The sequence below is a fragment of the Isoptericola sp. NPDC056573 genome, from assembly GCF_042793335.1.
Taxonomy (GTDB): domain Bacteria; phylum Actinomycetota; class Actinomycetes; order Actinomycetales; family Cellulomonadaceae; genus Isoptericola.
Map to the genome: position 1 here is coordinate 70,437 of NZ_JBHTUY010000009.1, position 13,905 is coordinate 84,341.

Annotated in this window: 12 protein-coding genes; 4 read left to right on the forward strand and 8 right to left on the reverse strand. The window is 73.9% G+C overall.

The genetic code is table 11. From position 1 onward, the window contains the following. Positions 1-32 precede the first annotated feature (32 nt). The 8 genes from ACFQ8E_RS16075 to ACFQ8E_RS16110 all read right to left on the reverse strand — a co-directional run bounded on the left by ACFQ8E_RS16075 (position 33) and on the right by ACFQ8E_RS16110 (position 9,501). Positions 33-1,949 carry a BNR-4 repeat-containing protein gene (locus ACFQ8E_RS16075; protein ID WP_430551573.1) on the reverse strand — a complete coding sequence of 639 codons (1,917 nt, stop codon included), beginning with the start codon at positions 1,947-1,949 and terminating at the stop codon, positions 33-35. After that, positions 1,949-3,268: an extracellular solute-binding protein gene (locus ACFQ8E_RS16080; protein WP_430551574.1), complete on the reverse strand. Its 1,320-nt coding sequence runs from the start codon at positions 3,266-3,268 to the stop codon at positions 1,949-1,951. The genes ACFQ8E_RS16075 and ACFQ8E_RS16080 overlap by 1 nt, the downstream gene beginning before the upstream one ends. 71 nt (positions 3,269-3,339) lie before the next feature. Further along, positions 3,340-4,275, reverse strand: coding sequence for a carbohydrate ABC transporter permease (locus ACFQ8E_RS16085; RefSeq protein WP_430551575.1), 936 nt, complete (start codon positions 4,273-4,275; stop codon positions 3,340-3,342). Further along, the gene (locus ACFQ8E_RS16090) at positions 4,272-5,075 is read right to left on the reverse strand and encodes a carbohydrate ABC transporter permease (RefSeq protein WP_430551576.1); all 804 of its coding nucleotides are present in this window, start codon (positions 5,073-5,075) and stop codon (positions 4,272-4,274) included. Before ACFQ8E_RS16090 ends, ACFQ8E_RS16085 begins: the two co-directional genes overlap by 4 nt. Before the next feature lie 359 nt (positions 5,076-5,434). Further along, complete coding sequence (locus ACFQ8E_RS16095) at positions 5,435-6,433, reverse strand: hydroxyacid dehydrogenase (protein WP_430551577.1); 999 nt, start codon at positions 6,431-6,433, stop codon at positions 5,435-5,437. A gap of 25 nt (positions 6,434-6,458) precedes the next feature. Beyond that, entirely contained in the window at positions 6,459-8,750 is a 2,292-nt protein-coding gene (locus ACFQ8E_RS16100; protein WP_430551578.1) for an alpha-galactosidase, read from the reverse strand. A gap of 64 nt (positions 8,751-8,814) precedes the next feature. Beyond that, a complete protein-coding gene (locus ACFQ8E_RS16105; RefSeq protein WP_430551579.1) occupies positions 8,815-9,036 on the reverse strand; it encodes a hypothetical protein in 222 nt (73 codons plus the stop codon). 66 nt (positions 9,037-9,102) lie between these two features. Then, positions 9,103-9,501 carry a RidA family protein gene (locus tag ACFQ8E_RS16110; protein ID WP_430551580.1) on the reverse strand — a complete coding sequence of 133 codons (399 nt, stop codon included), beginning with the start codon at positions 9,499-9,501 and terminating at the stop codon, positions 9,103-9,105. Positions 9,502-9,610: 109 nt separating this feature from the next. Between ACFQ8E_RS16110 and ACFQ8E_RS16115 the strand changes: the two genes are divergently transcribed. From ACFQ8E_RS16115 to ACFQ8E_RS16130, 4 genes are all read left to right on the forward strand, one after another. Further along, positions 9,611-9,877, forward strand: a complete 267-nt coding sequence (locus tag ACFQ8E_RS16115) for a hypothetical protein (protein WP_430551581.1) — start codon at positions 9,611-9,613, stop codon at positions 9,875-9,877. 256 nt (positions 9,878-10,133) lie between these two features. Beyond that, a complete protein-coding gene (gene pdhA / locus ACFQ8E_RS16120; RefSeq protein WP_430551706.1) occupies positions 10,134-11,291 on the forward strand; it encodes a pyruvate dehydrogenase (acetyl-transferring) E1 component subunit alpha in 1,158 nt (385 codons plus the stop codon). Continuing rightward, positions 11,288-12,301, forward strand: a complete 1,014-nt coding sequence (locus ACFQ8E_RS16125; RefSeq protein WP_430551582.1) for an alpha-ketoacid dehydrogenase subunit beta — start codon at positions 11,288-11,290, stop codon at positions 12,299-12,301. Before pdhA ends, ACFQ8E_RS16125 begins: the two co-directional genes overlap by 4 nt. Before the next feature lie 29 nt (positions 12,302-12,330). Next, positions 12,331-13,767 (forward strand): dihydrolipoamide acetyltransferase family protein, encoded by a 1,437-nt coding sequence (locus ACFQ8E_RS16130; RefSeq protein ID WP_430551583.1) that lies wholly within the window; start codon positions 12,331-12,333, stop codon positions 13,765-13,767. Positions 13,768-13,905 lie beyond the last annotated feature (138 nt).

The following is a 13,905-nucleotide window of genomic DNA, read 5'->3' on the forward strand; positions in this document are numbered from 1 at the left end:
CAGGGGTGGGTGTGCGGCGCGGGGCACGGGCGTCAGCCCGCGGCCAGCACCTCGATCTCGAAGACCCGGGCGACGTCGGTCTCGGACGCCGACGGGTCGGTGGCGACCAGGCGGACCTGGTCGGCCGTGACGCCGGGGGTGGGGACGGTGACGGTGCCCGACGTGCTGCCGGTGACGGAGCCGACCTCGACCCAGCCGGTGGCGGTGTGCAGCTCGACCGTGAAGTCGCGCAGCACCGCCGAGGCCGGGTCGACGGCGGCCCGGTAGCCGCTGTGCACCCGGACCGACGCCACCGGGGCGGCGTCGTCCCACGCGACGGTGAGCGTGGGGGTGGCGTCGTCCACGGCGGAGATCCAGCGGCTGGCGTCGGTGAGGAGGCCGTCCACGGCCTTGTCGCCGCCCGTGTCGGTGCGCAGCGCGGACGATGCCGTGACGGTGCCGCCGAGGGCGAGGTTGCCGGTGGGCCCCGGGGTGCCCGGGTCGCCGCCGTCCTCGCCGCCGTCGCCGCCGCGGACCCCCGCCACGACGTCCGCGATCGGGCTGCCGACCAGCGGCCCGCCCGTGCGGGGCACGCGGGCGTGGAACAGCGTGCCCGACGTCGGCCCCGACTCGGCGGCGCTCACGTACAGCACGTCCGTGCCCGACGAGGGGCCGGTGCGGATCGTGCGCGCGGCGAGGCGCTGCTGCCCCACCTGCACGTCGCCGAGCCCGGCGAAGCGCCACTGCCCGCCGTCCAGCCCGCGCTCCGCGCGGACCACCTGCGTGCGGACCTGGCCGTCGACCGTGCCCTGCACGACGGCGTACGCCCGGGTGGTCCCCGCCGCGGAGGTGGCGTCGAGCGCGGCCACGGTGTCGGTCCCGGCTCCCAGGTCGTCGGCGTCGATCACGGTCTCCCGCTGCCAGGCGGAGCCGTCCCACTGCGCGAACCGCACGTCGAAGCGGTCCGGCGTGCCGTCGGCCTTCACCGCGGCGTAGCGGTAGACGACGCCGGCGAGCGTGTCGCCGTGCACGGCCAGCTTGGCGGTCTGCACCGTCGGGCCGTCCGTCTGGAGCGACTCGCCGTCGGTGAACGGCTGGTAGACCACGGCGCCGCCCGCGGACGGGGCGATCGGCGTGCTCAGGGCGTTGCCCGCGGCGTCGTGCCACGAGTCGTCCTTCGGGTCGTAGACCGCGTAGGAGCCCAGGTGCCGGTACGGGCCGGCGGCCCAGCGGTGCCACTCCCACAGCACGTGCAGGCGCCCGTCCGTGCCGACCTCCAGGTCGTCCGGGTAGACCGACGCGCCCGTGCCCGAGGCGAAGACCGCCACCCGCGACCAGGTGCCCGCCGCGGTGTCGAAGCGGTACAGGCGGCCGTCGCGCACGGTGGCCTCGTCCCGGCCGCCGCGCACCATGACGTACGCGTCGCCGTCGGCGCCGCGCGCCGTGACCGGGTAGGTCATGGGGACGCCCTGGTCCGGCAGGTCGGCGCTCGCGTCGACCAGCGACGTGACGTCGCCCGGCGTCGTCGACCGGTAGTACTGCCACGGCACGTGGTGCATCGACACGAACGCGTGGATCGTGCCCTCGCCGTCCACGACGATCGACGGCTGGTCGTGCCCGCTGTCGTCGAGGAACGTCGCGCAGGACCCGTCGTCGGCGCGCAGGCAGCCGACGGTCCACGCGCCGTCGGCGCCCTTCGCCGCGACGTGCACCTCGTGGCGCGCGGCGTCGGCGGCGGGGGAGTCGAACGCCATGTAGGTGACGCCGTCCACCACGTCGAGCGGCGTCCACCAGCCCGCGTTGTTGGAGCGGTCCACCGGGTAGGGGAGCTGCTCGATCGTCTCGGCGTGCTTCCCCTGCGCGGTCACGCCGGCGGGCGCCGCCGACGCCGCGCCGGCGAGGGACGTGCCGGCGACCAGGGCGAGCGCCGCCGACGCGAGGGCGACCCCGCGGGCGGTCCGGCGGCCCATCAGCCGACCAGCTTCTGCGCTGCCTCGCCGGCCTTCTTCATGGCCGTCTTCGCGTCGGTCTTGCCGACCAGCACGGCCTGCACCTGCTCGGCGATGACCGTCTCGACCTGCGAGTACGCGGTGAACTTCCAGAACGGGTTGCTCGTCGACGTCGCGGTGATGCGCTCGTTGAACAGCGACCCGAAGGTGTCGGCGGCGACGACGTCGGACTGCTGCGCCTCCGTGGTGACGGGGGGCAGGCCGCGCACCTCGTAGTCGGCCAGCACCGTGTCGAGGTCGGACGTCGCGAACTGGGCGAAGTCGGCGGCGGTCCCGGCGCCCTCGCCGTCGACGACGGCGATCGCGCCGCCCCACACCAGCGCGCGGGGGGTCTCGCCCGCCGTGAGCACCGGGCGGGACAGCGGCGTCAGCTTGCTGCCGAGGTCCTTGTCGGGCGACTCCTCCTGGACGGCGTTGCGGCCGACGGGGGCGTCGTCGTAGATCGCGGCGCGGCCCTGCGCGAACAGGGAACGGGCGTCGAAGCGGTCGACGTCGGCGGCGATGAGCTTCTGGTCGTACAGCGACTTGTACCAGGTCACGGCCTCGACGGACGCGTCGTCGCCGATGGTGACGGTGTCGCCGTCGACGAGCGGGCTGCCGAACGTCTCCATCCAGATGAGGATGTCCTTGAGCTGGGCCGCCTTGGTGGACGCGGCGTAGGGGATCAGCCCGCCGCCGAGGCCCTTGAGGTCCTTGAGCGCCTTCTCGAACTCGTCGACCGTGGCCGGGAAGGCGTCGGGGTCGATGTCCGCCTTCTGCAGGATCTCGGAGTTCGCGACGAGGCCGATGGCGCCGATGGTCCACGGCAGGCCGTACTGCACGCCGTCGAACTGGGCGGCCGACAGGGCCGCGTCGGTGTAGCCGCGGCCCTCGGTCAGCGCCGACAGGTCCTGCAGCTTGCCCATGGCGGCGAGCGAGCCGAGCCACGCGACGTCGACGTGCGCCGCGCCGGTGAACTGGCCACCCTTCACCTGCAGCGTGAGCTGGTTGATGTACTCGTTGTAGGGGAACGAGACGTCCTTCACGGTGACGCCGGCCTGGTCCTGGTAGGCCTTGACGATCGCCTCGAGGGCCGGGGCCGCGGCCTCCTCGGTGAACGACCACGACGAGAACGCGAAGTCCGTCTTCGCGCCGCCGGTCGCGGCGGCCGACGCGGCGCTGCCGGTCGCGGAGCCGGCGGACGGCGCGCAGGCGGCGAGGGCGGCGGTGCCGGCGCCGATGCCGAGCAGCTGGAGCACGCGACGTCGCGACATGGCGCTCTGGGGAAGGGTGAGAGACATGGGGGTCCTCCGCATCGAGGGTCGTTCGGGGTGGGGAAGGTGGGTGGAGACGACGGGCGTCGCGGGCTCGGTCAGCCCTTGACGGCGCCGGCGGTGAGGCCGCCGACGAGGTACTTCTGCAGGGCGATGAACGCGATGGCGACCGGGAGCGAGACGACGAGCGACGCCGCCATGAGCTCCGGCCACGCCGTCGAGGCCTCGCCGATGAACGTGTTGACCAGGCCGGGCGGCAGGGTCTGCTTCTCCGGGCCGGCGAGGGTGAGGGCGAAGACGAAGTCGTTCCACCCGCGGACGAAGGCGAACAGCCCCGCGGCGATGAGGCCCGGCGCGGCCAGCGGCAGCACGATCGAGTGGATGATCCGCAGCCGGGAGGCGCCGTCGACCCGCGCCGCCTCGATGAGCTCGTCGGGGATGGTGTCGAAGAAGCCCTTGAGCATCCACACGCACAGCGGCAGCGTGAACGTGGTGAAGCTCAGCACCAGCGCGGTGTACGTGTTCAGCAGGTTGTAGGCGCTGAACACGCTGTAGAGCGTGACCAGCAGCAGCGCCTGCGGGAACATCTGCGACGCCAGCACCAGGTACATGAGCGAGCGACGGCCGCGGTAGCGGAACTTGGAGAACGAGTAGCCCATGTACGCCGAGACCAGCACCGACAGCACCGCGGTGATCACCGAGACGATGACGCTGTTGCGCAGGTAGCCGAACAGCTGGTCGTTCGAGGCGAGCGAGGCGAACGCGTCCAGCGTCGGCGCCGACGGGAAGAACTTCGGCGGGTAGCTGAACACCTGGTCGCGCGGCGTGAGCGACGTGGCGAGCAGCCAGTACACCGGCAGCAGGCCGAACCCGCCGCAGACGACGACGGTGGCCCAGGCGGCGATCCGCACGCCGGGGCGCTCCGACCGCAGCGCGCCGCGGCGGAGGCGCTGCGGCGGGCGGGGCGCGTCGTCGGCCGGGGAGGACGCCGACGGTGGGGTGGGCGCGGCGGGGAGCTGCGTCGTCGCGCTCATCGCTCCTCTCCCTTCTCCGAGAAGCGGACGTACACGACGACGAGCGCCATGAGCAGGACCATCCACAGCAGGCCGAGCGCGCCGGCCTTGCCGAGGTCGTAGCCCTGGAAGGCGGTCTCGTACACGGCGGTGGCGAACGTCTGGGTGGCGCCCGCGGGGCCGCCGCCGGTGAGGACGTAGATGATGTCGAAGTGCTGGAAGTTCCAGATGAACTCCAGCAGCAGCACCAGGCCGACGATGCCCTTGAGGTGGGGCAGCGTGATGGAGAAGAACCGGCGCACGGTGCCCGCACCGTCCATCTCGGCGGCCTCGTGCAGCTCGACCGGCACGGTCTGGAGGCCGGCCAGGAGCATGACCATCATCCAGGGGAACGACTGCCAGGTCTTCGCGAGGATCACGGCGCCCATCGCGGTGCCCGGCTGGGCGAGCCACGCCTGCGGCTCGTCCACGAGGCCGACCGTCTGGAGCAGCGCGTTCATCACGCCGTAGTTGGCGTTGAAGATCCACATCCACAGGAACGAGACGACGACGCCGGGCACGAGCCAGGGGATGAGCATGAGGCCGCGCAGCACCTTGGCGCCGCGGATCCTCGTGTTCAGCGCCAGCGCGAGGGCGAAGCCGACCACGAACGGCAGGATCGTGGTGCCGAGCGTGAAGACGAGCGTCTGGCGCAGCAGCCGCAGGAAGTCGCCCTGCAGCACGTCCACGAGGTTCTGCAGCCCGACGAACGTGCGTCCGGGCAGCACGAGGCTCTGCTCGAAGAACGCCGTGACCAGTGCCGCGATGAGCGGGTAGAGCACGACGCCGGCCAGCAGAGCGACGCCCGGCAGGAGCAGTAGGACGGCGAACTGTCCGTCGCTGAGCCGTCGTGGTGTCGTCTGTGAGTTTCTGTGTTCAAGAGTGTGAGTTTGTGAACTCGTCATGTCCACGTCCCTGTGGGTCAACCTCGGCAACGAGGGTGATGAGCTGGTGTCCGCGACACACTCTGGCCGATCTTGGCCGATCTGGTCAAACTCCTGCGGTCTCGGTGCGGTAACAACTTGGCCCGCGAGCGAACAGATCAGAACACAAAATCACACAACAGTGAACATGCGAGAGGCCGCCAAACCCGACGTTGGTCGGGCTCGGCGGCCTCCGGGCGGGGGCGCTGAGGGTGCGCTCAGGCGGTGAAGGGCAGCTGCTCGGGCCGCGCCTCGTGCCGCAACGGCTCGCCGGCGGCCCACCGGTCGACCTCGTCCGCGGCGGCGTGGCCCAGCCGGGCCTCCTCGGTGCCCAGCGAGCCGGCGACGTGCGGGGTGAGGAAGACGTTGCCCAGGCCCAGCAGCGGGTGCCCCGCCGGCAGCGGCTCGGGCTCGGTGACGTCGAGGACGGCGAACAGGTCCGGCCGGTCCGCGAGCGTGCGGGCCAGCGCGTCGTGGTCGACCAGCCTGCCGCGCGCGGTGTTGACCAGGGTGGCGGACGGCGCGAGCAGGCCGAGCTCGTCGGCGCCCAGCATGCCGCGCGTGCCGTCCGTGAGCGGGGCGTGCACGGAGACGACGTCGCTCGCCGCGAGCAGCTCGGGCAGGCCGACCGGTTCCACGCCCGCCCGGCGCGCGCTGTCGGCGTCGTAGTACGGGTCGTGCACCAGCACGCGCACGTCGAGCGGGCGCAGGGCCTCGGCGACGAGGCGCGCGATGAGCCCGAACCCGACCAGGCCGACCGTGGCGCCGTCGAGGCCGCGGATCCCGTCGCGCCCCGGCATCGCGTGCTCCCGGGCGGCCGTGAGGCCGAGCCGCAGCGCGTTCTTCACCGCCAGGTGCACCATCGACACGGTGAAGTCCGCGACGGCGCGCGCGTTGGCGTGCGCCGCCGACGTGACCCGGACCCCGCGTGCCCACACCTCCGGCGTGACCATGCCGCGCACCGAGCCGGCCGCGTGCGCCACGAGCTCCAGGCGCGGCAGCCGGTCGAGCAGCGCGGCGTCCAGCTCCGCGGCGCCCCACCCCGTGACGAGCACGCGCGCGGCGGCGAACGCGGCGTCGTCGGCGGCCCCGAGGTCGACGACCGGGCCGTGGGCGGCCAGCCGGTCGCGCACCGCGGGGTCGAGCACGGAGCCCGCCCACTCCTCGCCGACGGCGGTGAGGATCGTCGTGGCAGGGGCGGCAGGCGGCGTCGGCATGGTCTGACCTTAGCCGGGAGGGCCGTCAGCCGACGGCCTCCACCCGCAGCACGAGCGACGTGCCGGGTGCGGCCTCCGGCGCCTGCAGGCCGGCGACCGCGAGCGCGCGCCCGGTGAGCACCGTGCCGCAGGGCACGTCGCCGGGCCGGGCCGGCCGCGGCAGCGGCGTGATGCCGTCGGAGGCGAGCGCGCCGTCGGCGGACGGCAGCGCGAACCACGGCGGCACGTTCCAGGCGCCGAACGCCTCACTGCTCAGCGGCAGAGGGGTGACGCGGTACCGGCGCTCGGGGTCCAGGCCGCGCAGGGTCAGCCGGCCGGGCGGCGCGGTGGCGGGCCGGGTCAGGGTCGCGACCTGGAACAGGGCGCGGGACCGGTCGGTCGCGACGACGCCCCACACCTGCGGGGAGTCGGCGTCGGGCGCGTCCTGGCGCACGAGCGTGCCCGTGTGCAGCAGGCCGCGCTCGGCCTTGTACAGCTCGACCCAGCCGGCCAGGTCGGCGAGCTGCTCGGGCGTCGAGCGCGTGAGGTCCCACTCGATCCCGAAGTGGCCGAACAGGGCGGTCGCCGCGCGGAAGGCGAGCGAGTGCGCGCGGTGGGTCTGGTGGCTGACGTCCGCGGCCACGTGCGCCCCCAGGTACTCCAGCGGCAGCAGCTGCGCCGTCCAGGGCTGCATCTGCTGGCGGTCCAGCGGGTCGGTGCAGTCCGAGACCCACACGCGCTGGGTGTGCTCGGCGACGCCGAGGTCCACCCGTCCGCCGCCGGACGAGCACGACTCGATCTCCAGCCCGGGGTGCCGCCGCCGCAGCTCGGCCATGATCCCGTAGGCGGCGAGCGTCTGGGCGTGCACGACGGGGCGCCCGTCCAGCCCGGAGCCCGGGTCGACGAGGTCGCGGTTGTGGTCCCACTTCACGTAGTCCACGCCGTGGGCGCCGATGACGGCGCTCATCCGCTCGAGCACGTACGCGGCGGCGTCGGGGTTCGACAGGTCGAGCACGTGCTGGTGCCGCGACGGCACCGGCACCCGGCCGCCGGCGCCCATGACCCACTCGGGGTGCGCCCGCGCCAGGTCCGAGTCGAGGTTGACCATCTCGGGCTCGAACCACAGCCCGAACTGCATGCCGAGGCCGTGCACGTGGTCGGCGATCGGGTCCAGGCCGTCGGGCCAGACCTCGTCGTCGACCACCCAGTCGCCCAGCCCGCGGGTGTCGTCCCGGCGGCCGCGGAACCAGCCGTCGTCGAGCACGTACCGCTCGACACCGAGCTCGGCAGCGGCGTCTGCCAGCGCGGTGAGACGCGCCAGGTCGTGGTCGAAGTAGACGGCCTCCCATACGTTGAGGGTCACCGGTCGCGGGCCGTGCGGGTGCGCCGTGCGGCGGCGGAGCATCCGGTGCAGGCGCGCGGCCTGCGCGTCCAGGCCGTGGCCGTGCACGCCGTACACCCACGGCGTCTCGTACTCCTCGCCCGCGGCGAGCGTCACCTCGCCGGGCAGCAGCAGCTCGCTCCCGCCCAGCACCTGCTCGCCCGTGGGGAGGCGCTCGGCCCAGTGCCGGTGGTTCCCCGACCAGGCCACGTGCACGCCCCACACCTCGCCGTGGCCGAAGCCGAAGCCCGGGACCCCCGCGGTCAGCAGGGTGGCGGCGTCGAAGCCCGTGCGGCCGCGGCGGCCCTCGCGCAGGTGCGTGCCCACCGTGAGGTCGTGCCGCTGCGGCACCCGCTCCTTGCCCCACCGGCCCGTGAGGTCGAGGACCTCGCGCGCCCGCGGCGGCACGGGCAGGACGACGGCGAGCTCGTGCAGCCGGTACGGGCCGCCGTCGTTGCGGAGCGCGGCCCTGACCCGCAGCACGCCGTCCACGGTGAGCTCGACGTCGAGGACGAGCGTGAGCTCCGCGACCGGGTCCGTCGCCTCGACGCGCAGGGCCCCGGCGCCGGCCTCCGTGAGGCCGCCGGCGAGCGGACCGCCGCAGAGCGTCGCGACCGTGGTCGTGAAGCGCGGCGACCACCCGTCGCCGTCGCGCTCGCCCACGAGACCCGGACGGCCGAGCCAACCCGTGCGGGGCTCCGGCGCGAGGGTGAGCCGCGTCGGCTCGTCCGGCCCGCTGTTCACGAGCGGGGCGGCCGCGGCGACGACGACGGCGGCCGCGTCGTCGGCGGTCAGCGGGCCGAGGTCGTCGCCCCAGTGCACGACGGCGGGCAGCTCGCCGCCGCGGGCGTCGACCAGGACGCTGACGCCGTCCGCGCGCAGGTGGACGAGGGTGTCGACGGCGGGGCCGCGGGCGGTGGTGTCGGCGGCGTCGGCGCGGCCGGAGGTGACGGTCACCGCACGAGCGTGCCATGCGCGGTGGCGTGGATCACGCGTGCGCCCGCGATCCGGTCGAACCTGGTCACGCCGGCCGCCGCACCACCCGGAGCCGCCACCCGACGGCGGCGGCCAGGGCTGCGACGACGAGCCAGATCAGCCCGTGCACCAGCGCGTCGTGGGCCTTGGCGACGATCTCGAGGGCGTACTCGGGCGAGGAGCCCTCGAACATCGTCGAGACGTACCAGCGGTTCCCCCAACGAAAGCCGTCGGCGACGGCAAGGAACAGCGCCAGCACGGCTACCACCCGGAGGATCCCGCGACCGCGGTGTCTGCGCACGGCCGTCGGCCTAGGGCGCCGTCTGCGGGCGCGTCAGCCCTCGGGGATCGTCGCGACGGCCTCGACCTCGACGAGTGCGCCGGGCCTCGCGGGGGCGACGGCGAGGACGGTGACGGCGGTGCGCGCCTGCCAGACCTTCTGCGAGGCGGCGAAGCCGTCGTTCGGGTCCACCGACGGGTCGAGGTAGATCGTCAGCTTCGCGACGTGCTCCGCATCCGTGCCGGCCTCCTCGAGGACGGCGAGCACGTTGCGCAGGGCCTGCTCGGTCTGCGGGCCGAGGCCGCCCTCCACGAGGGCGCCGTCGGGGTCCGTGCCGTTCTGCCCGCCGACGTAGAGCGTGCGCCCGGCGGGCAGGACCATGCCCCACGCGAACGCGGGGTTCTGGTGCAGCTGCGGCGGGTTGACGGGCGTCGGCGTCGACTGCGCGTTCATGGGCGGGTCCCTTCGTCGAGGTGTCCCCCGAGCATCCCGCCGGCCACCGACATGCCGCCCGGCCCCGGCTCCGGTTGCGGTGCCGCGCCGCGGCGGAAGACTCCCCGCCATGGACACCGTGGACTACGACCAGCTCGCCGACGACTACGGATGGTTGTTCGGCACCGCCGCGATCATCGTCTACCTCGCGGTCGCCGTGATCTTCCTGATCGCGTACATCCGGATCATCCAGAAGGCCGGCTACTCGGGCTGGTGGGTGCTGGTCGGCATCGTGCCGGTCCTCAACGTGGTGATGTTCCTGGTGTTCGCCTTCTCGCGGTGGCCCGTGCTGCGCGAGCGGGACGCGCTGCGGGCCGGTCAGGGGTACCCGCGCTGACCAGCGCGGCCAGCGTCGACCGCCCTCGCGCTTGGAGGATTCCTCCAAAATGACCGGGGGGACATTGGCACCGCCGCCGGGGGGTCTGCCCCCTGGACGGCAACCTACGCTGGCGTAGGCTACGAAGGCGTAGGTTCCGGTGGTCACCGTCGTGGTGGGCCGGGACCTCCTCCGTGCCGGAGCAGCCCAGCCCCACCCAGGGGCCGTCAGCGAAGGAGACCGCGTGCCGCAGCCCACCACCGGCGAGCCCGACAAGATGCCTGTCGACGGGCCCGCCGACGTCGCGCCCGCTGACGTCGAACCCCTGGTCCAGCTCGTCTCGCCCACCGGCGAGCGTGTCGTCGAACCCGACAACGCGACCTACCGCTCGCGTGTCGACCACCTCACCTCCGAGGACCTGCGCGCCCTGTACCGCGACATGGTGCTGACGCGACGGTTCGACGACGAGGCCACGGCCCTGCAGCGCCAGGGCGAACTCGCGCTGTACGCGCAGGGCCGTGGCCAGGAGGCCGCCCAGGTCGGGTCGGCCTACGCCCTGTCGCCGCAGGACTACGTGTTCCCCTCCTACCGCGAGCACGGCGTGCTCCAGACGCGCGGCGTCGACCCGGTCGACCGCCTCCGCCTGTACCGCGGCGAGGACCACGGCGGCTGGGACCCGAACGAGCACAACGTGCACCTGTACACCCTCGTCATCGGCTCCCACGTGCTGCACGCGACCGGCTACGCGATGGGCGTGCAGCGCGACGGCGCGGTCGGCACCGGCGACGCCGCGCGCGACGCCGCCGTCGTCACCTACTTCGGCGACGGCGCCACCAGCCAGGGCGACGTCAGCGAGGCGCTCGTGTTCGCGGCGGTGAACAACGCGCCCGTCGTGTTCTTCCTCCAGAACAACCAGTGGGCCATCTCCGAGCCGACGTCGCGCCAGTCGCGCGCCCCGCTGTACCAGCGCGGCGAGGGCTTCGGCATCCCCAGCGTCCGGGTGGACGGCAACGACGTCCTCGCCTGCTACGCGGTGACGGCGGAGGCGCTCGAGCGTGCCCGCACCGGCGGCGGCCCGACGTTCGTCGAGGCCTACACCTACCGCATGGGCGCCCACACCACCTCCGACGACCCGAGCCGCTACCGCGCCCGCGCCGAGGAGGACCACTGGGCCCGCCGCGACCCGATCGACCGTCTCGCCGCGCTGCTGCGCGCCGAGGGCGGCTGGGACGACGGCTGGGCCGCCGGCATCGAGCGCGAGGCCGACGCCCTGGGCGAGCGGCTGCGCACCGAGGTGCGCGAGCTGGGCGCCCCGCCCACCAGCGCGATGTTCGAGCACGTGTACGCCACCGAGCACGCCCAGGTGCAGTCCGAGCGGGCGTGGTTCGAGCAGTACGAGAACGAGACGGACGAGACGACGGGGGCGGCCCGATGACCTCAGCAACCCCGCAGACCCTGACGTTCGCGCGGGCCATCACGGAAGGCCTGCGCTCCGCGCTCGAGTCGGACCCGAAGGTCCTCGTCATGGGCGAGGACGTCGGGCGCAACGGCGGCGTCTTCCGCGTCACCGACGGACTGCAGAAGGACTTCGGCGAGGACCGCGTGGTCGACACCCCGCTCGCGGAGTCCGGCATCGTCGGCACCGCGATCGGCATGGCGCTGCGCGGCTACCGGCCGGTGTGCGAGATCCAGTTCGACGGGTTCGTCTTCCCGGCGTACGACCAGATCACGACCCAGCTCGCGAAGATGCACTACCGGTCGCGCGGGCGCCTCCAGGTGCCCGTCGTCATCCGCATCCCCTACGGCGGCGGCATCGGCGCGGTGGAGCACCACTCGGAGAGCCCGGAGGCGCTGTTCGCGCACACGCCGGGCCTGCGCGTCGTCTCGCCGTCCACGCCGCAGGACGCCTACGACATGATCCGCGCCGCGGTCGCGTCGCCCGACCCGGTGCTGTTCTTCGAGCCGAAGGGCCGCTACTGGTCCAAGGGCGAGGTCACGGCCGGCGCCTACCCGACGGTGGCCGCGGCCGGCGGCGCCGACGTGCTCAACCGGGCGCGCGTCGCCCGGCAGGGCACCGACGTCACGCTCGTCGCCTACGGGCCGACGGTCGCGACGGCGCTCAAGGCCGCCGACACGCTGGCGGCCGAGGGCACCAGCGCCGAGGTGGTCGACCTGCGCGCGATCTCGCCCCTCGACGTCACCGCGGTCGTCGCGTCCGTGAAGCGGACCGGCCGCTGCGTCGTCGTCCACGAGGCGCCGACGTTCCTCGGCTCCGGCGCCGAGGTCGCGGCCCGCGTCAGCGAGGAGTGCTTCTACTCGCTCGAGGCGCCCGTCCTGCGCGTGGGCGGCTTCCACGCGCCGTACCCCGTCGCGAAGCTCGAGCACGAGTACCTGCCGAGCATCGACCGCGTCGTCGACGCCGTCGACCGCGTGCTGGCCCACTGAGAGCGACCGAGAGCGAGCTGAGGAGAACGATGACGACCCAGCGCTTCCCGCTGCCCGACGTGGGAGAGGGCCTCACGGAGGCCGAGATCGTCGAGTGGCGCGTCGCCGTCGGCGACACCGTCGCCGTCAACCAGGTGATCGTGGAGATCGAGAGCGCCAAGTCGCTCGTCGAGCTGCCGTCGCCGTGGGCCGGTACCGTCACGGCGCTCCTCGCCGAGGAGGGCACCACCGTCGACGTCGGCACCGCGATCATCGAGATCTCCACCGGGGCCGACGACGCCCCGACGGGCTCCGCGGGTTCCGGTGGCGCGTCCGCCGAGGGCTCCGGATCCGTGCTTGTCGGGTACGGCACGGGCGACGGCGGCACCACGGGCCGGCGCCGCCGGCGGGCGTCCGCCCCGGCCGCCGACGTCGCGGCACCGGCGCCCGCTCCGGCACCGGCGCCCGCTCCGGCACCGGCGCCTGCGCCCGCCCCGGTGCCCGCGCCCGCCCCGGCGTCCGCCGGACCCGCGATCGAGAAGCCGATGGCGAGCGTGCCGGCGACGCCCGGTTCGTCGACCACCCGCGTGCTCGCCAAGCCGCCGGTGCGCAAGCTGGCGAAGGACCTCGGCGTCGACCTCGCCTCCGTGCACCCCACGGGCCCGGGCGGGATCGTCACGCGGGAGGACGTCGTCGCGCACGCCGAGGGTGCGGCGCCGAAGGCCCTCGCCACGTACCCCGACGACGACCGGCCGTGGCTCGCGTCGGGCACGGTCAGCCAGGACGGCCGCCAGACGCGCGTGCCGGTGAAGTCGGTGCGCAAGCGCACGGCCGAGGCGATGGTGGCCAGCGCGTTCACGGCCCCGCACGTCACGGTGTTCCAGACGATCGACGTCACGAAGACGATGAAGCTGGTCGCCCGCCTCAAGGAGGACCGGGACTTCGCGGACGTGCGCGTGACGCCGCTGCTCGTCGCCGCCAAGGCGATGCTGCTGGCGGTCAACCGGCACCCGCAGATCAACGCGAGCTGGGACGAGACCGCGCAGGAGATCGTCTACAAGCACTACGTGAACCTGGGGATCGCCGCCGCGACGCCGCGCGGGCTCGTCGTGCCGAACATCAAGGACGCGCACACGCTCGACCTGCTCGGCCTGGCGAAGGCGATCGCGACCCTCACGTCCACCGCGCGCGCGGGCCGCACGCAGCCCGCGGACATGGCGGACGGGTCGATCACCATCACCAACGTCGGCATCTTCGGCACCGACACGGGCACGCCGATCCTCAACCCCGGGGAGGCGGGCATCCTCGCGTTCGGCGCGATCCGCCGGCAGCCGTGGGTGCACAAGGGCAAGATCAAGGCGCGCTGGGTCACGCAGCTCGCGCTGTCCGTCGACCACCGCCTGGTCGACGGCGAGCTCGCCGCCCGCTACCTGGCCGACGTCGCGAAGGTGCTCGAGGACCCGGCGCGCGGACTCGTCTGGGGCTGACCCGCGAGGTAGTTCCGAAGATGCCGAGGTAGTTCGAGGCCCGGCGAGGTAGTCGACTACCACCCCCGGGCGCGAACTAACACGCGGGGGTGCCGACGAACGAGCCCGGGGCCCGGGGAACACGCCCGTGCCCCGCGG

Excerpts from the sequence above, each read along its gene's own strand:
- ACFQ8E_RS16075 (WP_430551573.1), bottom strand. The coding sequence starts at position 1,949 with ATGGGCCGCCGGACCGCCCGCGGGGTCGCCCTCGCGTCGGCGGCGCTC.
- ACFQ8E_RS16080 (WP_430551574.1), bottom strand. The coding sequence starts at position 3,268 with ATGTCTCTCACCCTTCCCCAGAGCGCCATGTCGCGACGTCGCGTGCTC.
- ACFQ8E_RS16085 (WP_430551575.1), bottom strand. The coding sequence starts at position 4,275 with ATGAGCGCGACGACGCAGCTCCCCGCCGCGCCCACCCCACCGTCGGCG.
- ACFQ8E_RS16095 (WP_430551577.1), bottom strand. The coding sequence starts at position 6,433 with ATGCCGACGCCGCCTGCCGCCCCTGCCACGACGATCCTCACCGCCGTC.
- ACFQ8E_RS16110 (WP_430551580.1), bottom strand. The coding sequence starts at position 9,501 with ATGAACGCGCAGTCGACGCCGACGCCCGTCAACCCGCCGCAGCTGCAC.
- ACFQ8E_RS16115 (WP_430551581.1), top strand. The coding sequence starts at position 9,611 with ATGGACACCGTGGACTACGACCAGCTCGCCGACGACTACGGATGGTTG.
- pdhA (WP_430551706.1), top strand. The coding sequence starts at position 10,134 with ATGCCTGTCGACGGGCCCGCCGACGTCGCGCCCGCTGACGTCGAACCC.
- ACFQ8E_RS16125 (WP_430551582.1), top strand. The coding sequence starts at position 11,288 with ATGACCTCAGCAACCCCGCAGACCCTGACGTTCGCGCGGGCCATCACG.
- ACFQ8E_RS16130 (WP_430551583.1), top strand. The coding sequence starts at position 12,331 with ATGACGACCCAGCGCTTCCCGCTGCCCGACGTGGGAGAGGGCCTCACG.